The following is a 19,549-nucleotide window of genomic DNA, read 5'->3' as shown; positions in this document are numbered from 1 at the left end:
ATCTTTGCTTCAAGGAAAAAAGCAAACGTTTACGTAGGATTTATGTCACTACGTTATCGCTATTAACCTAAGTGGTTAATTAACCTAAACGATTAATTAACCCAAACGGTAGTTAGGCGCTTCCTTGGTGATTTGAACATCGTGTACGTGAGATTCGTTTAGACCTGCACCAGAGATGCGAACGAATTCAGCTTTAGTACGCATGTCTTCAATAGTCGCAGAGCCAGTTAGACCCATGCTTGAACGAAGACCACCCATTTGCTGGTGAACGATCTCTTTCAGGCGACCTTTATAAGCGATACGACCTTCGATACCTTCAGGTACTAGCTTGTCTGCTGCATTGTCAGATTGGAAGTAACGGTCAGAAGAGCCTTGAGACATTGCGCCAAGAGAACCCATACCGCGGTAAGCTTTGTATGAACGGCCTTGGTAAAGAATAACTTCACCTGGTGCTTCTTCAGTACCAGCGAACATTGAACCAACCATGACACAAGATGCGCCAGCTACGATAGCTTTACAGATATCACCTGAGAAACGGATACCGCCATCAGCGATAACTGGGATGCCATATTCTTCCGCAGCGGCTGCCGCGTCTGAAATCGCCGTGATTTGAGGAACGCCAACACCGGTTACGATACGAGTTGTACAGATAGAGCCTGGCCCGATACCCACTTTAACTGCGCTTACGCCAGCTTCAATCAGTGCTTTAGCACCAGCAGCTGTTGCAACGTTACCGCCGATGATGTCTAGCTCTGGGTATGCTGCGCGAGTTTCGCGGATACGGTTTAGAACACCTTCTGAGTGACCATGTGAAGAGTCGATAAGTAGAACGTCAACACCTGCTTCAACAAGCGCTTTAACACGTTCTTCGTTACCAGCACCAGCACCAACCGCAGCGCCAACGCGGAGACGACCTTGCGCATCTTTACATGCGTTAGGCTTACGTTCTGCTTTGTGGAAGTCTTTTGCTGTAATCATACCGGTTAGTTGAAACTCGTCGTTCACAACCAGTACTTTTTCAACACGTGCACGGTGCATCTCTTCTTGTACTTCTTCACGAGAAGCACCTTCTTTAACAGAGGCTAGGCGCTCTTTTGGCGTCATTACTGCTTCTACTTTCTTAGAAAGGTCAGTAACAAAGCGAACATCACGACCGGTGATGATGCCTACAAGCTCGTTGTTTTCAGCAACAACAGGGAAACCTGCAAAGCCATGCTTGTCAGTCAGTGCAACCACATCAGCGATAGATGCGTCTGGGCTAACCGTTACTGGGTTAGTCACCACACCTGCTTCAAAGATTTTAACTAGACGAACCTGCTCAGCTTGTTGCTCGATAGACATGTTCTTGTGGATAAAGCCAATGCCACCTTCTTGGGCTAGCGCGATCGCAAGACGCGCTTCTGTCACTGTGTCCATAGACGCAGAGATCATTGGAATATTCAGAGTGATATTCTTGGTCAGCCGAGTGCGAAGATCAGCTGTGTTTGGGAGAACGGTGGAGTGAGCTGGAACGAGTAGTACATCATCGAACGTCAGCGCTTCTTTGGCAATTCTTAGCATTTGCAATATCTCACAATAGAGGAGTTTAAAGAAAAAATCCGCCCTTATCGTTTCGCATAATAAGGTGATTTGGATTAGATATTGCGGTGGGATTATACGCCCGACGAAATCGCTTGGCTACACATTTTTCTATTTTTTATTTGCAATTACCCCCTTGATATGTATTATATTGCCGCTAATTTCCATACTCACGCCTTTGAGATTAGCTGTGTCCCTATCCCCGCGATCTACTTCTCAGTCAACTTCTCCTAATCAGAACATTTACACGGTTTCTCGTCTGAATTCCGAAGTACGTTTATTACTAGAAAATGAAATGGGAATTGTATGGTTAGTCGGTGAAATCTCTAACTTTTCTGCACCTGTCTCTGGTCACTGGTACCTCACGCTAAAAGACTCACGCGCTCAAGTTAAGTGCGCTATGTTCCGTGGCAACAATCGTCGTGTCACCTTTAAGCCTACCAATGGCAATCAAGTTTTGGTGAAAGCACGTCTCTCTTTGTATGAGCCACGTGGCGACTACCAACTGATCATTGAGTCGATGCAGCCGGAAGGTGATGGCAGACTGCAGCAAGAATTTGAGAAGCTGAAGATGTCGCTGGCGGCTGAGGGATTATTCTCACAGTCACTGAAAAAGCCTCTGCCTTCACATCCTAAACGCGTAGGTATCATCACCTCTAAAACTGGTGCCGCACTGTTCGATATTCTTGATGTACTAAAAAGGCGCGATCCATCCCTCCCAGTCGTTATCTACCCAACAACTGTGCAAGGTGATATGGCAGCGATTGAGATCGCTCAAGCTATTGGCCGCGCCAACAGTCGTAACGAGTGTGATGTATTGATTGTCGGTCGAGGTGGTGGCTCACTGGAAGATTTATGGTGCTTCAACCACGAAATCGTGGCGAGAACCATCGCTGCAAGTCAAATCCCCATTATTAGTGCAGTCGGGCACGAAATTGATGTCACGATTGCCGATTATGTTGCCGATGTTCGTGCACCAACCCCAAGCGCGGCAGCAGAGCTAGTCAGTAATGACACGTCACACAAACATGAGTCACTAAAGAGTCGAGAGCAAAGGCTGCGTAATACTATGCAGATTTACCTTGCTCAGCAAAAACAGCAATTTTCTGAACTGACACAAGCGTTAAACAGTCATCACCCAAAACATCAGCTGCAAAGACAGAGCCAACTTCTTGATGAGTTTGAATACCGTTTTAGTGCAGCAATGAAACAGCGCCTATCGCAAGAAGCTCTGCGTCTTAACAACAAGCAGCATCGATTGATGGCACTCTCTCCAGATCGTCAATTAGAAAAACAATCGAATCGATTAACACAGTTACAAACGCGGCTTAAACAAGCGATACAAAAACAGCTCGATACCGCCAAGCATCAGTTTGCTGTAACGGCAGGAAAACTGGATACCGTCAGCCCACTCGCGACGCTACAGCGCGGCTATTCGATTACTCAGGACGGTAATGGCCAAGTGATCACCAATGCCCACTCTGTCGAAGTCGGTAGTACCATAACGACGAAACTCGATAACGGTGTTATCGAGTCTCAGGTTATTCGTACACGGGATAACGGCTAATCTGGCCAGACTTGCCTAGTCAACAGTCTCAAAGGCAAATTTCACTCGGGACTTTGACTTGAGCTCATTGCAGCTATTACAAAAGTAGCTTGCAGAGCCGCACGCCTGTAACTTCTCTAACTCCGCGTCGCAATCGGGACAAAAGCCGATCTTCTTATAGTGGCGTTGACAGTCACTACAGTGGTACTGACCATCCCAATCTAATTCTTGATGACAAGCCGGACAGCTATTTTGTGGATTTGTCATGACTCAAACCTATATTAGCAATATTTAATATTAGTATCATACGATTTTCATTGCAGAATCCGCATTGATGCGAATCAAAGTCACCTTTCAGTCTTTGCTCCGTCCAGATACTACAGACAGGCGAACCTAGTGCTAAGAAGCAAGCATCTGAGAATACGTTGTCATTGGCACGGTGCGTCGATTGCGTCGTTTAACTTTGTACATCTCAGCGTCCGCTTTACGGATCAACTTGTCCATCGGCAAATCAGAGCAACACTCTTTGGTAGCAAATCCAACGCTAACAGAGATATTAGTCTCCTCTAATGTCACTGGCTTATTCAATTCGCTACTCAGAGTCTCATAGAACTCTCGAGCCTCCTCTTCGCTTGGAAAACAACAAAACGCCAAAAACTCATCACCACCATAACGGCCGAGTACCGCTTGAGTTGGTAGTATCTCCTTGAGCTCTTTCGCCACCGCTTTAAGTACTTTGTCACCAAAGTAATGACCATATTCGTCGTTCACGTGTTTAAACTTATCAATGTCGACAAAAAAGCAGCCAAGTATATTACCGTCAAAGCAATGACTCTTCTCGACTCTCTCAAGGAGCTCACGTCGATTTAAACAGTGTGTGAGAGGATCCATTTGAGCTTGGAAAGTAAGCTTATCTTCAAGTGCATACTTCTCAAGTGCCACCGAATACACTGCGGCCAGTGATTCTAACATTTCAACCTCAATGGCTTCCGGTGTCGCTGCGCTATTACTATAGAGAGCAAAAGTCCCTAAGCATTGTTGCTGCGTGGAAATGACGGGGACCGACCAACAGGCTCGAATGTCGGCAGAATCCGCCAACTCTATATACGGCTGCCAGTTACGATGTTGCGTCACATCATCAACGATCACTGAGCGCTTCAGAAAAGCGGCGGCGCCACAGGATCCAACCTGTTCACCAATGGCGAGACCATCGATCGCCTGAGTGTACACAATAGGCAGATTGGGCGCTGCCACAGTGTGCAAACAATGTGTTTCTTCATCCATTGATAAAATTGATACTCGTTTGTCCGGAAATAAGCGTTCTGTCAGCTTGACTATCCTTGACACTAACTGGGATTGGGGAAGTCCCAGTGCGAGATCCTTTAATAAGTTATTCATGCCCTTATGGGCATCGATCAGCAAGTCTTTGTTCATAGTTCGCGTCTTTTTGTTTACTGCTTTATCACTCTCGCAAAGCGGGTAGCAGACTGTTTATTATGCGCTTCGAGCACATACTAACACAGGGGACAGATAGATGAACTATTGACCAAAAGAATATTTGAACGTAATTTAACCTTTAAAGCCTTACATACACCGAACAAGGTGATCCCGTGAAAACGATCTTTATATGATCATCTTCAAAAGCCAGCTTGATCAGCGATCTGCTTAAAAAAGAACATTTATATAACCACACACCGAAAGCATAAGTTACATATCCTGCATTTCGATTTTGGGCGGCATAAAATTCCACAATAAAAACAAAAAACCGACCAAACAAGAATTTCATAAAAAGATCGCATTTGCCATTATTGAATTACATCGGTGTGCATTTCGATATAACTCCCATCGATAGCACGAAGCACGACGTTGACTCTTGAAAACGCTTTTGTCGACGAAATGTGGGTTCCACCGCAAGGCATGACAACGTCTACACCGCCCAAATGACAATGCCAGTAACGAGAACTGGTCAAATATGGCCCCTCAAGCCTCATCTTTACATCACTTGGTACGCTTAGCCAATCTTGCAGCTGCTGATTAACCTTAGTTTCAATATCCGCGATCTCTTCCAACACTTGTGCGGTATTCAAGCCACGCTTTCGCAGCGTTTTACCCAGTCGATAGTTGTCAAAACAGCGATTTGGCGATACAAAGCTCTGCTCTTGAGCATAACTATTAAAATCATAGTGTCCTAAGCCGTCCTTTCGATCGGCATCTTTTCGCCAATAGGCTAACGCCAATACTTTGTTCAGGGCGAGTGAGGCAATATGACCGGCGCTGTGTCCTCGGCTCAGGCTTTGTTGATATTGCTTGTCTACTTGTAGAGTCACGCTTTGCTTCGCGGTCAGCTTGGCATCCTTTGCAATACGATGAACGACGACAAATACCCAACCTTCAGTATCACGCTTAACCGGAATCGACTCTGCAACGTAAAGAACGCCAGTGGCCACTTCAACTGCACCAACTAGACAATCGATAACCTCATAATCAACACCAATTGCCGACAATATGCCTTTATCTGCTGGATGATCCGGCCAGATATGGCTAACAGGATGAAAAGGCGTCTCTGCGACGACGACGTCACAATATTGTTCGGTTTGAGAGAGAAATTGGATCTGACTTTCCAGCGTCCAAACTTGATGGCAAAAGTGCACCTTAGTGGCTGTGATCATCAACCTTTCCTTACAACATGACTTTTATTGAACACAAAAAAACGCCCTCTTAATTCAGAGGGCGTTATTACGCTAATGCTTTATTTTTTAGGACGACCTTTCATCATAGTCATCAGGCGCTTACGCTTGCGCTCCTGAGAAAGTGTCATCTTGCTCGTTTTACCTTCGAACGGGTTGTCACTGCTCTGGAAGTTAATTCGAATTGGCGTACCCATGATTTCCAGTGAACGACGGTAGTAGTTCATTAGGTAGCGCTTGTACGAATCTGGCAGCTCGTTCACTAGGTTACCGTGAACAACAACGATTGGTGGGTTATAACCACCAGCGTGCGCATATTTGAGCTTCACGCGGCGACCACGAACCATAGGCGGTTGGTGATCTTCTGTTGCCATCTTCATGATACGAGTCAGCACTGATGTACCTACTCGTGTCGTAGCCGACTTGTACGCTTCTTGAACAGACTCGAATAAGTGACCAACACCTGTACCATGAAGCGCAGAGATAAAGTGAATACGTGCAAAGTCCACAAAGCCTAGACGACGGTCTAGCTCTTTTTTCACCTGCTCTTTCACGTCTGTATCCAAACCATCCCACTTGTTCACTGCTAGAACAATTGAGCGACCTGCGTTAAGGGCAAAACCAAGCAAGCTAAGATCTTGATCTGAGATATTCTCGCGAGCATCGATAACCACCAACACCACGTTGGCATCTTCAATCGCTTTTAGCGTTTGAACCACCGAGAACTTCTCAACCGTTTCATTGATACGTTTACGACGACGTACGCCTGCGGTATCAATCAGAACATATTCACGACCATCGCGCTCCATCGGGATATAGATGGAATCACGCGTCGTACCTGGCATGTCATAAACCACGACACGCTCTTCACCAAGAATACGGTTAGTCAGAGTTGATTTGCCGACGTTTGGACGACCAATGATAGCCAGTTTGATTGGCTGATCTTGAAGACGCTTATACTCAGCTTCCGCTTCTTCTTCGGTATAGTCGAGTTTCTCTTCTTCATCTTCGAACATGGTCAGATCTTCGATTTCACCTTCAGCTTCTGATAGGTGCTCAAAGAAAGGATCCAAGGCGCGGTCAAGCAGAGCGGTAACACCACGGCCATGAGCCGCAGCAATGTGATACATGTTTTCAACACCTAGCTGCCAAAACTCAGCGCTTGCAGCATCAGCATCAATACCATCTACCTTGTTAACAACAAGAAAAGCTGGCTTTTCAATTTTACGTAGGTGGTTAGCAATCGCTTCATCCGCAACGGTCAAACCCGCACGACCATCCACAAGGAATAGTACTACGTCAGCTTCTTCAATCGCAGCTAACGATTGTTCCGCCATTTTGGTTTCTACACCTTCTTCAGTGCCGTCAATACCACCAGTATCGATAACAATGAACTCATTCTCACCCAGTTGAGCTTGACCATATTTACGGTCGCGCGTTAGTCCCGGAAAGTCCGCTACCAAAGCATCACGCGTACGCGTCAGTCTATTAAACAGTGTCGACTTACCCACATTTGGGCGTCCAACTAGGGCAACAACAGGTAACATATTAACCTCTACACTTAATTTCTTATTGTAGTTATAGGTAAAAATGATTTCGTTTTCCTATAACCACAACGCATTCTATCTGTCCGAGCTCGAAAAGATCCTTTTGCTTCGCAGCAATAAAACGGCTCCTAACTGAAAATCAGCCAGGAGCCGTTTGTGAATTATATCACGCTTTCTAGTTAATGGTGAGTTTCTTTATTTCACCGTCGCGATTGATGATCACGTAGCCGCCAGGTACCAATGTTGGGCCCACCGCCATGCCGCTGTCATTCGTCATTTGCTGTGCTACAAACTCGCCAGTTTGACGATCTAGCCAATGCAGATAACCAAGACTGTCACCCACCACAATGTAACCATCGACAATCACAGGAGCTGTCAACTGACGGTTCTCAAGCTGGCTGTTCTCCCAAAGCTCTGTACCACTACGCGCATCAACGGCAATAACGTGATCCGTTTCTGAGATCAAAAACAGGCTGCGGTTGTCTGTTGCCATGTCTGTGGCAGAAGAGTAGTTACGCTTCCAAATTGGATTACCCGAACGCAAATCAATCGAAATTAACTGACCATTGAAGCCCACAGTGTACAGCGTGCCACCCAAGATAATTGGTGACGAATCAACATCCACCAAGCGGTCAATCTCGGTCGCACCTTTTGGCGTACCCACAGGCTGCTGCCAAATCAGCTGACCACGATCAATGATGGCTGCCGCCAATCGACCATTCGCGGTACCCCAGAACACACCACCAGAAACCGTCACTGGTGCGCTATCACCTCGCAGTGTTAAGTTCGGCACATCGGTACTGATTGCCCAGCGCTCTTCACCACTTGTTTGTTCTAGTGCCGTCAATACGCCTTGACTGGTGTGTACCATAACAAGGCTGGAATCCGCTACAGGCATCGCCAGAACTTCACCGTTCACTTCTGCTCGCCAAAGCTCTTCACCCGTGTTGACGTCAAGGGCAATCACTTCGCCATTTTCACTGCCAATGTAAAGCTTTTGATAGGCTGCAGCGATGCCACCTGAAAGTCGAGCCGTCACCTCGCCGGTGATATCCACCTGCCAAAGGGTTTTGCCCGTTTCCGGATCCATAGCTTTCACTTCACCTTCACGGCTGGCAACAAACAACTTGTCATACGCGTAGACAGGAGACAGTTTTGAGAAGAAACTTCCAACGCCATCGCCAATACTCGAAGACCACTCCGAGCTAGGAGTAAACTCACTTTGCACTGTCGGTAGCGGTGCCATAATGATGGTGTCTTCTTCACTCGAACACCCTGCAAGTACACCTAATACCGAGATAGAAAGTAATACCTTTTTAACGAGTCTATTCATCGGCTATAGCCCTTACTTGGCAAGATCATCCAATTTTAGCTGTAGCGCTTGGCTAGCATCTTGTGCTTGCTGCGCTTCGGTGTAAGCGGTATACGCCGCATCACGGTCGCCTTCGCGAATCGCAATGTCACCACGAAGTTCTGCCACGCGACCAGCCCAGGCTGCATCAGTGATTTTATCAAGTTCAGCGCGAGCACCCGCATTGTCGCCTGACTCAATCATTAGACGTGCAATACGGTAAGTCACTAAAGGAGTAATCGCCGCATCTTTCGTAGTGCTTTGAGCCCACTGAAGCTGCGTCAAAGCATCTTCAAAGTTGCCCGCTTCTACTTGTGCTTTTGCCAATTGCATGGCCGCTAAAACCGCGTATTCGCTGTCTTTGCTGGTATCGATAAACGCTTGTACATCTGCACTTGAATCTGCGCCTTTCGCTACAATTGACTCAACCGCTTTGCTGTACTGTTCTGATGCTGCTTCCTGAGCTTGGACAACGGAATCTTGATAATAACGCCAGCCAAATAAACCACCTAGACCAACAACAACGCCAAGCACAACGGCTTTGCCGTTCTCTTTCCACCAGTCTTTGATCGCTTCAACTTGTTGTTCTTCAGAATCGTAGAGTTCCACTTCCTGTCCTCTTAAAAGAAATCGTTACCTAAACGAATAGGCAGCTGAAACCTCGCTGCCTATTGTCTTGGGTTTAAACTTAAATAATATCTGCTAATTTAGCGGCTAACTCGGTTTGAGCAACAGTTTCTTGCTCTCCACCCTGCAAATCTTTGACGACGACCGTATTCTCAGCCACTTCAGTCTCACCAAGCACAAGTGCATAAACCGCGCCTACTTTGTCCGCGCGTTTGAATTGTTTCTTGAAGTTACCACCACCAAAGTGGTTCATCACTCGAATACCAGGGATTGCTTCACGAAGACTTTCGGCAAGCTTCATACCTGCCATCATAGTCCCTTCGCCGGCCGTAACGACATAAGCATCAACACTACGACGAACGTCGGTCAGTTCAAGCGTTTCCATCATCAGTACAAGACGCTCAAGACCCATAGCGAAACCAACTGCTGGTGTTGCTTTGCCGCCAAGCTGTTCAACAAGGCCGTCGTAGCGGCCACCGCCACAAACTGTACCTTGTGCTCCTAGGCTTTCAGTGATCCACTCAAAAACAGTACGGTTGTAGTAATCCAGGCCACGAACCAAACGTTGGTTAACCGTATATTCGATACCTGCCGCGTCAAGAAGTTCACACAGACCTGCAAAATGTGCTTTCGACTCTTCATCTAGATAGTCAGAAAGCTCAGGCGCGTCCACCAAGATCGCTTGAACGTCTGGGTTCTTGCTATCCAATACGCGTAGCGGGTTAGTATGCATGCGACGTTTGCTGTCTTCATCCAACACATCAACGTGCTGCTCTAGGTGAGCAATCAGTGCCGTACGGTAGTTAGCACGCGCTTCTAGAGAACCAATAGAGTTCAGCTCTAGACGAACATGCTTGTCGATACCCAGCTCACGCCAAAGACGTGCTGTCATCATGATAAGTTCAGCGTCAACGTCAGGGCCGTTTAGACCAAATACTTCCACACCACATTGGTGGAACTGACGGTAGCGACCTTTTTGCGGACGCTCGTGACGAAACATTGGGCCCATGTACCACAAGCGCTGCTCTTGGTTGTAAAGCAGACCGTTTTCAATACCTGCACGAACACAGCCAGCTGTACCTTCTGGGCGCAGTGTTAGGCTATCGCCGTTGCGGTCTTCAAAGGTGTACATCTCTTTCTCTACCACGTCGGTCACTTCACCGATAGCGCGGCTGAATAGATGGGTCATCTCAACGATTGGCATACGTACTTCGTTGTAGCCATATGCGCTGACCACATGCTTCACTGTATTCTCAACTTTTTGCCAAAGTGGAGATTGTGTTGGGAGGCAGTCGTTCATGCCTCGGATTGCTTGAATAGTTTTTGCCACAGTTTAATACCGTAATTTCGTTGAGATTATTTGTCTTCTACTTCATTTACTTCGATGCGATTTGCGGAATCTAGCATCGATGCTTTAGCTCGAATTCTTGCTTCGAGCTGATTAACGAGGTCATCGTTATCAAAGCGCTCTTTCTGACGTTTACCGTCTTCATAAAAAGCACTCTTTTTGTTACTGCCGGCTAGGCCAAGATGAGACACTTCGGCTTCACCTGGACCATTAACCACACAGCCAATGATCGATACGTCCATTGGTGTGATCACATCTTCCAATCGCTCTTCTAGTGCGTTGACGGTGCTAATCACGTCGAACTCTTGGCGTGAACAGCTTGGGCAAGCAATAAAGTTGATGCCGCGAGAACGGATACGCAGTGATTTCAAAATATCGAAACCCACTTTAATTTCTTCTACTGGGTTCGCAGCCAGAGAAATACGCAGCGTGTCACCGATACCTTCTGCTAACAGCATGCCAAGGCCAACCGATGATTTCACCGAGCCCGCACGAGCACCACCCGCTTCCGTAATACCTAGGTGAAGCGGTTGGTCGATTTTCTTAGCCAGTAGGCGGTAAGAGTCCACCGCCAGGAATACGTCTGACGCCTTCACGCTCACTTTGAACTGGTCAAAGTTAAGACGATCAAGAATGTCGACGTGACGCATTGCAGATTCAACTAAAGCCTCTGGCGTAGGTTCGCCATATTTCATCTGGATCTCTTTTTCCAGAGAGCCACCATTGACACCAATACGAATTGGAATGTTCTTATCGCGAGCACAGTCAACAACCGAACGAATACGCTCTTCATTACCAATGTTGCCTGGGTTGATACGCAAACAGTCAACGCCGTATTCAGCGACTTTCAGCGCGATACGGTAGTCGAAGTGAATATCAGCGACCAGCGGAATAGAAACCTGCTTTTTGATCTCACGGAAGGCTTCCGCCGCATCCATGGTAGGAACAGAGACACGAACGATGTCAGCGCCTACGTTTTCCAAAGCTTTGATTTGAGCAACCGTCGCGGCTACATCGGTCGTGCGCGTGTTCGTCATTGACTGAACGGCGATAGGTGCGCCATCGCCGATAGGTACATCGCCCACATAAATACGCGTAGAGGGACGACGTTTAATTGGTGATTCGTGATGCATAGTGTTTTCTAAGGTAAGGTGAATCGAGCTACTTTGCCTGAAGTATACCCAGAAAGGTCGACAGGTTCACTCGCTAATGTCATAGAAACCTTCTCAGGCGCACCTAAAATAACTTTGAAAGGCGCTTTGCCCTCCAGACTTAGGTTGTCTCCCGCTTTTTTAATGCCGGTCGATACCGTTTTGCCATCAGCGTCTTTCACTTGGATCCAGCAATCACCAGAGAACGACATCGTCAGATTTGTCAGCCCATTAGCAGGCTTTGGCTCCGCTACAGCAGGTTCAGCTTGCTCCACTACCTCAGCAACTTCTACTTCAGCAGGCGCTTCAGTTTGGCTAGCTTCAGGTGCTTCAATTTGTGGCTCTTCAGGTGTGGCAACGATCGCTGACACATCGAGCGTCTTCACTTCTGGCTCATTGGCAACAAGCTCTGCCTCAAGTGTGGCGATTTTTTCAGTTGCTGGGGCTTCCACTTCAAATGCAGGATCATTGCTTGTAGTGTCCGCGATTTCAGACAAGGTATCTTTTTGTTGGTTTTGCAGCCACCAAACCGAAGAAATACCGATAATGACCACACCAATACCCCAAGTGAGCTTCATGATGCGGCTATCGTGTCTTTCTTTATTGGTTTTTTCGAAAAACTCTGCATGGGCTGTTCGGAGTGCTGGGCTGCACTGTGATTTTCGATGGTGCCGAGCACCTCTTGTTCGTCAATACCTACGGCTTTTGCGTAAGATCGTAAGTAGCCACGCGTAAACGTTGCAACTTGTTCACCATCGAACTCGTTCGATTCTATTTTCTGAATGATCGCGACACGCAAACGCAAGCGATCGGCGATTTGTTTCTGCGTAAGACCCAATGCCTCACGCTTTTGCTTTAGAATGGTACCGGCAAGTATCACTTGCTCGGCTTGCGGTGACTGTTCTGTGGCGTTATTTTGCTCAGTACTCATTGATGTTGTACTTCTTATTGGTTGTCACTTCGACACAACACGCTTCGTTCGTTATTTTTAATTGGTGTTCGTGATCTTAGTTTGGTAAATCGCTCGCACTAGCTGTTCAATACAGCATAGTCCCAAATGGCCAACTGCGGCACTTCTCTGTTTGTAAAGCGCTCGATTTTATTATGATTTCTGTCTGACTGATTGAGTTAGCCAGCATCATCTCGATTGGAACTGCTCATCATAGTCGATTCTCCACGCGAGTTAAAATGTCCAGAGTAAAAACAGCGCAAATAGTGACAATTTTGATTAAAAATTAACACGACTCATATTTTTCTGGCTACATTTCGTAGTATTTGATTAACGAAAACAATATTTGTTCCGTTACTGTTCAATTATTTATCTAGAAAATGTGGCAAAGATCAGAGTTTGTGAGATGAATTGAAGCGGCTATTTTTACTCACCTCTGGATACAACAAAGCCAAGTCGAAACTTGGCTTTGAATAACACAATCTGAGTACGCGAATTATACGGCTTTAACCGGTATTGCTTGCTGGCCTTTTTGAGCCGCAATTTGCTGCGTACGTTTGGTACGGTCAATCACATCACCGACAAGCTGACCACAAGCGGCATCGATATCATCACCACGAGTCTTACGAACCGTCACAGTATAATCATACTGCATTAGAGTTTTCATAAAGCGGTCGATACGCGAGTTGCTCGGCTTTTTATATGGAGAGCCTGGGTACGGGTTGAACGGGATCAGATTGATCTTCGCCGGCGTATCTTTAAGAAGCTCCGCTAGTTCGCGTGCGTGATCCATATCGTCATTCACATGGTCAAGCAACACATACTCAACCGTTACCTTGCCACGGTTCGCGTTGGAAGACGCAATGTAGCGACGAACAGATGCCAGAAAGTCTTGGATATCCCAGCGATCGTTAATTGGCATGATTTCGCTACGAAGCTTGTCGTTTGGCGCGTGCAGAGAGATCGCTAGCGCAACGTCAATTTGACCCGTCATCTGATCCAGACCAGAGACAACACCTGAGGTTGATACCGTTACACGACGCTTAGACAGACCAAAACCCAGATCATCAAGCATCAGTTCAAGTGCTGGCATTAGGTTTTTCATGTTAAGCAGCGGCTCACCCATACCCATCATTACCACGTTGGTGATTGGGCGACGACCCGTCTCTTTTTCAAGACCGACTTCGCGCGCAGCGCGCCACACCTGACCAATGATTTCCGATACTTTTAGGTTGCGGTTAAAGCCTTGCTGAGCCGTTGAGCAGAACTTACATTCCAACGCACAACCCACCTGCGAAGAAACACACAACGTCGCGCGATCATCATCAGGAATATAAACGGTTTCTACGTCTTGATCGCCAACACGCATTGCCCATTTAATGGTGCCATCAGAAGAGTGCTGAGCTTCAGATACGGTTGGCGCTTTGATTTCCGCCAAACGAATCAGCTTCTCACGCAGCTTCTTATTGATGTTGGTCATCTTCTCGAAGTCGTCGACACCAAAATGATAGATCCACTTCATTATCTGATCAGCACGGAAGGCTTTTTCGCCCAGTTCCTCTTGGAAAAACTGACGCATGCCCTTGCGATCAAAATCGAGTAGATTGACTTTTTGTGTGGTCATGGTGCCTCTTCGATGACGGTAAATGGTATTAAGGGCGCGAATTGTACAGGCTTTAGCCCCCTACAACAAGCGTTACAAAACCCTAAAATATTAAGGTGTTCATTTCCAAGTGAACATTTTTTGCACAACAAAAGCATCAGGTAATAAAAAAGGAGGCAACGCCTCCTTTTTACTCATAACTGCACTCAATTAACGAGGACAAATTTCTGACTGTGGAAAGAAAAACTCAATCTCACGTGCTGCTGATTCTGGGCTATCTGAACCATGTACTGAGTTATGACGCATGCTCAGCGCGTAGTCTGCACGGATAGTGCCACAAGCAGCTTCTTCTGGGTTAGTTTTGCCCATCAGCTCACGGTAACGACAAATCGCATCTTCACCTTCAAGTACTTGAACCATGATTGGGCCAGAGGTCATAAATGCACGAAGATCATCGAAAAACGGTTTACCTTCATGCTCAGCGTAAAAGCCTTTTGCTTGCTCGTCGGTAAGATGAACCATCTTAGCTGCGATGATAGACAGACCTGCTTTTTCAATACGGTGATAGATCTCACCAATCAAATTACGCTTAACTGCATCCGGTTTAACGATAGAGAATGTTCTTTCTAGGGCCATTGGTGTTCCTTTTCTTTCGTGTTGTTCTTTTATTAGTAATAATTTTCTTGAATTACTTGTTAGCCTGCTCGGTTAGCAAACGAGCGAGTGTGCGCACACCCATGCCGGTTGCACCAGCAGACCATTTGTCAGTTCCCGACTTACGGTAAGTACCAGCACAATCGAAGTGCAACCAACCTTTCTTATAGTCTTCCACAAAGTAAGACAGGAATGCCGCTGCCGTGCTTGCGCCCGGAGAGTAGTCACCACTGCTGATGTTCGACAAATCAGCAAAGTTCGATGGCAGCATGCCGCGATGGAAGTCTGCCAATGGTAGAGGCCATAAGCCTTCCTTCTCTTGGTTCGCATTCGTTAGCGCTTGATGCGTTAGCTCGTCATCAAATGACATGATGGCGTGATAATCATTGCCAAGTGCGTTTTTAGCTGCGCCTGTAAGTGTCGCACAGTCGATAATAAGCTCTGGGTTTTGTTCGCTAGCGTAGATAAGACCATCAGCCAATACCAAACGGCCTTCTGCGTCGGTATTCATGATTTCTACCGTCTTACCATTTTTATAGGTAATTACGTCACCTAACTTGAGCGCGCGACCCGATACCATGTTTTCAGCACAGCAGAGGATCAGTTTTACACGCTTGTTTAGGCCACGCATGATTGCAAGACCTAGACCACCAGTAATGGTTCCCGCACCGCCCATATCTGCTTTCATTGCCGTCATAAAGTTCGACGGTTTTAGACTGTAGCCACCTGAATCAAAGGTAATACCCTTACCCACTAAACAAGCAAATACTGGCGCGTTTTCATCACCAGTCGGGTTGTAATCCAGTTGTAGCATCGCAGAGGTGCGCTCAGAGCCACGACCAACAGCAAAAATGCCTTCCCAACCCTCAGTTAGTAGATCTTTGTCTTTAACGATGCGGTAAGTCACATGCTTTGGATCTGCTGACTTAATGAATTCTGCCGCCATTGTTGCCAGTTGACGCGGTGCGACTTCTTCTGCGCTTTTATTAATGATGTCACGCGTCCAATCAGACGCCTTGATGCGCGCGTCTAGCTCTTTCTTATCTTGCTCGTTTAGTTCAGCAAGCTCAACTTGAGTGCTTTTCTTAGAATTACGGTAACCTTGATAAAACGCCCAAGAAGACTCTAAATCCCAACCTTCGCCTGCAAGTGTGGCGTTTGAAATGCCTTGTGAATCTAACTTGCGAGCCGCGCGTTGGATCGCGCCAAGATCGTGACCTTCACCGATGTGGATTGTCGCACCTTGCTCCGAGAATGAAATGATAGCCTTTTCGCCCCATTGTGGCGCTGCCGCTTCTTGGCTAATAAATACCGACATTGTGCTAGACATGGTCTCTCCTTGTCTTAAATCTAATTATTGCAGCTTGCCGATTGAGTTCAGCTGCTGTGTCGCATTCTGTGTATCAAATGATGTTATCACTATGTAGAGACAATACCAATGACTGCACCATGGGAATTAATAACAATGTAACATGGTGCGACAAAAAAACGGGCCAAAGGCCCGTTTTTGTAAAACTAACTAGTGAGTCTGTTTAATCGTACTCATCCATCCAGCATAAAATCACAGCTTCGAGGATTTTTTCATTTGAGCGATTAGGATCGTCATCAAAGTCTTCCAAGTCCGTAATCCATTTATGCAAATCTGTGAAACGAACCGTTTTTGGGTCGGTTTCTGGGAATTGATCGCACAGCTCGATAGCGATATCACGAGAGTCAGTCCATTTTAAGCTCATGAATCCTCCAGTTAATTAGTGATCTTCAGATGCGTGGTTTAGGGTGTACTTTGGAATCTCTACCACAAGATCTTCATCCGCAACGACCGCTTGGCAACCTAGACGCGACTCAGGCTCTAAACCCCATGCTTTATCAAGCATATCGTCTTCAAGCTCTTCACTCTCTTCTAGTGAATCAAACCCTTCACGGATGATGACGTGACAAGTGGTACATGCACACGACTTTTCACAAGCGTGCTCAATTCCAATACCGTTCTTTAGCGCTACGTCTAATACAGTTTCGCCTTCATTTGCCTCTAACACTGCGCCTTCTGGGCAGAGATCTTCATGGGGCAGAACAACAATTTTTGGCATGACTACTTAGTCCTCGATCTAAATGTTATCAACTGATTGACCCGCCAATGCTTCACGGATGGATTTGTCCATTCGACGTGACGCAAACTCTTGGCTCGCTTTATCAGTGTCTTTAATACCTTGTTCAATAGCATCGGCGTCATCGCCATTGCGAAGTTCAATCAGAGCTTCAATCGCTGTAACCAATGCCTGTTTTTCTTCTTCGTTTAGAAGTGTATCACCGTCCGCTTGCATCGCAGCGATAAGACCTTCAATCACTCGATCAGCTTCAACACGCTGCTCGGCCAATGCACGCGCTAACATGTCATCTTTGGCATAAGTCATCGAGTCTTTGAGCATGTTGGTCACTTCATCATCGCTGAGACCGTAAGATGGTTTCACCTGGATTTCCGACTGAACACCCGTGCTCTTCTCCATCGCTGTTACAGACAGTAGACCGTCCGCATCAACTTGGTACGTCACTCGAATGTGTGCGGCACCTGCTGCCATAGGAGGAATACCTTTGAGTGAGAAACGAGCCAATGAACGGCAATCGTCCACCATTTCACGCTCACCTTGCACTATGTGCACAGACATCGCCGTTTGACCGTCTTTGAATGTGGTAAATTCTTGGGCACGTGCCACGGGAATCGTAGTGTTGCGTGGAACGATCTTCTCGACCAAACCACCCATGGTTTCAATACCCAATGACAGTGGAAGAACGTCCAACAGCAGCATCTCAGAGTCGGGCTTGTTACCTGCAAGAATGTCCGCTTGAATCGCCGCACCAATTGCGACAACTTCATCTGGGTTGATGTTGGTCAGTGGCGTTTTACCAAAGAAGTCACCAACCATTTCACGAACCAATGGTGTACGAGTTGAACCGCCAACCATGACAACTTCTAGAACATCTTCTGCATCAACTTCAGCATCTTTCAATGCACGGCGACATGAAAGCAGGGTCTTTTTCACAAGCGGACGAATTAGGTCTTCAAACTGAGCCTTCGTCAGTTCACCCTGCCAGCCGAGAACGTTTACCGTCGCAACGTCATTTTGGCTCAGATCGATTTTGGCCTGTGTAGCTGCGTCCAGTAGTTCACGTTGCTCATGAGCATTAAGCTCAGACTTGCCAGCTTGCTGCTGCAAGTGGTCGGCAACGAGGTGGTCAAAGTCATCGCCGCCCAGTGCGGAATCACCGCCAGTCGCCAGTACTTCAAATACACCGCGCGATAAACGCAGGATAGAGATATCGAAGGTACCACCACCTAGGTCATACACTGCAATCACGCCTTCTTGGCCACTGTCTAGCCCATAAGCAATAGCTGCAGCAGTCGGTTCATTAAGAAGACGCAATACATGCATACCCGCTAGGTTTGCAGCATCTTTGGTGCCTTGACGCTGAGCATCATCGAAATACGCCGGAACCGTAATCACCACGCCAGCCAACTCGCCACCAAGAGAGTCTTCTGCGCGCTTGCCAAGTGTTTTAAGAATGTCAGAAGAGACTTGAATCGGGTTCTTTGCGCCGCCTGCGGTTTGCAGAACGGGCAAACCATTATCACTTTCTGTCAGTAAATATGGCATTGACGGGTAACGAGCCTGCACGTCTGCAAGTGAACGGCCGAGTAGACGCTTCACAGAAATGATGGTGTTAACAGGATCAAGTGCTGCGTTATCACGAGCTTCAATACCGACAGTGATACTGTCATCCGCATAGCGAACCGCTGATGGGAGGATCTTATTGCCGTTGGCATCTGGTAATGTCGCGGCTTCACCACTTCTTACTGTCGCGACAAGGGAGTTGGTCGTACCTAGGTCGATGCCCGCTGCCAGTTTATGTTCGTGTGGCGCGGAGCTTTGACCCGGCTCTGCGATTTGAAGTAATGCCATTCAAATATCCTTGGGAGCTTCCATTAACCAAGCAGCTTATCTTCTAGCTGTTCTATTTCTCTTTGCAACTTGGCGATAAATTTTAGTTTTCTAACGCTATCAGCAGCGACAGGCCATTCAGCTTGCGAAAGCTGACCTTCTAATTCTGATAACTGTACCTTGAACATTTTGCTGACCTTAGCTTCAAAGTCAAAAAGTTCTGATTCAGGGTCACTTGAAGACGCGAGATCTTCCAATTCTTCTCGAAGTTCCATCTGCTCCATTAAGAACAATGGATCTTGCAATGTCTGCTGCTCAGCGCGAATATCGACACCGTTCTCCGCCAACAGATATTCGGCGCGAGAGATAGGCTTTTTCAGCACTTCATAGGCATCATTAATCTGCGCAGCCTTCTGCACTGCAAGTAAGCGGTCGCGCTCAGAGGCAGTGGCGAAGTTGTCTGGGTGAAAGCGTTTTTGCAGTTCTCGGAACTGAGAAGAAAGAAGGCTACCGTCCAACTGAAACTGAACAGGTAGCCCAAATAATTCGAAATGGTTCATAGCATTGACTCGC

The 19,549-nt window shown here is 46.9% G+C and carries 17 protein-coding genes and 1 pseudogene; 1 reads left to right on the top strand and 17 read right to left on the bottom strand.

The window, feature by feature from the left end:
* Positions 1-96: 96 nt before the first annotated feature.
* On the bottom strand, positions 97-1,560 hold the full coding sequence (gene guaB, locus PG915_RS03895) for an IMP dehydrogenase (protein ID WP_353497944.1): 1,464 nt from the start codon (positions 1,558-1,560) through the stop codon (positions 97-99).
* 208 nt (positions 1,561-1,768) lie between these two features.
* Between guaB and xseA the strand changes: the two genes are divergently transcribed.
* Entirely contained in the window at positions 1,769-3,145 is a 1,377-nt protein-coding gene (gene xseA, locus PG915_RS03890; RefSeq protein WP_353497943.1) for an exodeoxyribonuclease VII large subunit, read from the top strand.
* A 15-nt stretch (positions 3,146-3,160) separates the two neighbouring features.
* Here the strand turns inward: xseA and PG915_RS03885 are convergent, their stop codons facing one another.
* From PG915_RS03885 to hscB, 16 genes and pseudogenes are all read right to left on the bottom strand, one after another.
* Complete coding sequence (locus PG915_RS03885) at positions 3,161-3,391, bottom strand: zinc ribbon domain-containing protein (RefSeq protein WP_353497942.1); 231 nt, start codon at positions 3,389-3,391, stop codon at positions 3,161-3,163.
* 132 nt (positions 3,392-3,523) lie between these two features.
* Positions 3,524-4,522 carry a sensor domain-containing diguanylate cyclase gene (locus PG915_RS03880; RefSeq protein WP_353498661.1) on the bottom strand — a complete coding sequence of 333 codons (999 nt, stop codon included), beginning with the start codon at positions 4,520-4,522 and terminating at the stop codon, positions 3,524-3,526.
* 407 nt (positions 4,523-4,929) lie between these two features.
* Positions 4,930-5,796: an alanyl-tRNA editing protein gene (locus tag PG915_RS03875; protein WP_353497941.1), complete on the bottom strand. Its 867-nt coding sequence runs from the start codon at positions 5,794-5,796 to the stop codon at positions 4,930-4,932.
* A gap of 77 nt (positions 5,797-5,873) precedes the next feature.
* Entirely contained in the window at positions 5,874-7,358 is a 1,485-nt protein-coding gene (gene der, locus PG915_RS03870) for a ribosome biogenesis GTPase Der (protein WP_353497940.1), read from the bottom strand.
* Between the two features lie 175 nt (positions 7,359-7,533).
* Entirely contained in the window at positions 7,534-8,691 is a 1,158-nt protein-coding gene (gene bamB / locus PG915_RS03865; protein ID WP_353497939.1) for an outer membrane protein assembly factor BamB, read from the bottom strand.
* 12 nt (positions 8,692-8,703) lie between these two features.
* Entirely contained in the window at positions 8,704-9,318 is a 615-nt protein-coding gene (locus tag PG915_RS03860) for a YfgM family protein (RefSeq protein ID WP_353497938.1), read from the bottom strand.
* A 79-nt stretch (positions 9,319-9,397) separates the two neighbouring features.
* A complete protein-coding gene (gene hisS / locus PG915_RS03855) occupies positions 9,398-10,666 on the bottom strand; it encodes a histidine--tRNA ligase (protein ID WP_353497937.1) in 1,269 nt (422 codons plus the stop codon).
* A gap of 26 nt (positions 10,667-10,692) precedes the next feature.
* Positions 10,693-11,817, bottom strand: coding sequence for a flavodoxin-dependent (E)-4-hydroxy-3-methylbut-2-enyl-diphosphate synthase (gene ispG, locus PG915_RS03850; protein ID WP_353497936.1), 1,125 nt, complete (start codon positions 11,815-11,817; stop codon positions 10,693-10,695).
* A gap of 8 nt (positions 11,818-11,825) precedes the next feature.
* Positions 11,826-12,766 (bottom strand): annotated as a pseudogene (gene rodZ / locus PG915_RS03845) (cytoskeleton protein RodZ).
* A gap of 514 nt (positions 12,767-13,280) precedes the next feature.
* Complete coding sequence (locus PG915_RS03840; RefSeq protein WP_353497935.1) at positions 13,281-14,408, bottom strand: bifunctional tRNA (adenosine(37)-C2)-methyltransferase TrmG/ribosomal RNA large subunit methyltransferase RlmN; 1,128 nt, start codon at positions 14,406-14,408, stop codon at positions 13,281-13,283.
* A 189-nt stretch (positions 14,409-14,597) separates the two neighbouring features.
* The gene (gene ndk, locus PG915_RS03835; RefSeq protein ID WP_042476257.1) at positions 14,598-15,023 is read right to left on the bottom strand and encodes a nucleoside-diphosphate kinase; all 426 of its coding nucleotides are present in this window, start codon (positions 15,021-15,023) and stop codon (positions 14,598-14,600) included.
* Between the two features lie 52 nt (positions 15,024-15,075).
* Positions 15,076-16,371 carry an aminopeptidase PepB gene (gene pepB / locus PG915_RS03830; RefSeq protein ID WP_353497934.1) on the bottom strand — a complete coding sequence of 432 codons (1,296 nt, stop codon included), beginning with the start codon at positions 16,369-16,371 and terminating at the stop codon, positions 15,076-15,078.
* A 202-nt stretch (positions 16,372-16,573) separates the two neighbouring features.
* A complete protein-coding gene (gene iscX, locus PG915_RS03825) occupies positions 16,574-16,774 on the bottom strand; it encodes a Fe-S cluster assembly protein IscX (protein ID WP_042476251.1) in 201 nt (66 codons plus the stop codon).
* Between the two features lie 15 nt (positions 16,775-16,789).
* Positions 16,790-17,128 (bottom strand): ISC system 2Fe-2S type ferredoxin, encoded by a 339-nt coding sequence (fdx, locus tag PG915_RS03820; RefSeq protein WP_006072576.1) that lies wholly within the window; start codon positions 17,126-17,128, stop codon positions 16,790-16,792.
* An 18-nt stretch (positions 17,129-17,146) separates the two neighbouring features.
* Entirely contained in the window at positions 17,147-18,997 is a 1,851-nt protein-coding gene (hscA, locus tag PG915_RS03815) for a Fe-S protein assembly chaperone HscA (RefSeq protein ID WP_353497933.1), read from the bottom strand.
* A gap of 23 nt (positions 18,998-19,020) precedes the next feature.
* The gene (gene hscB, locus PG915_RS03810) at positions 19,021-19,536 is read right to left on the bottom strand and encodes a co-chaperone HscB (RefSeq protein ID WP_353497932.1); all 516 of its coding nucleotides are present in this window, start codon (positions 19,534-19,536) and stop codon (positions 19,021-19,023) included.
* Positions 19,537-19,549: the final 13 nt, after the last annotated feature.

The sequence above is a fragment of the Vibrio sp. CB1-14 genome, from assembly GCF_040412085.2.
Taxonomy (GTDB): Bacteria; Pseudomonadota; Gammaproteobacteria; order Enterobacterales; family Vibrionaceae; genus Vibrio; species Vibrio chaetopteri.
The sequence above is the reverse complement of the archived record's forward strand: the minus strand, read 5'-3'. Positions and strand labels throughout refer to the sequence as shown.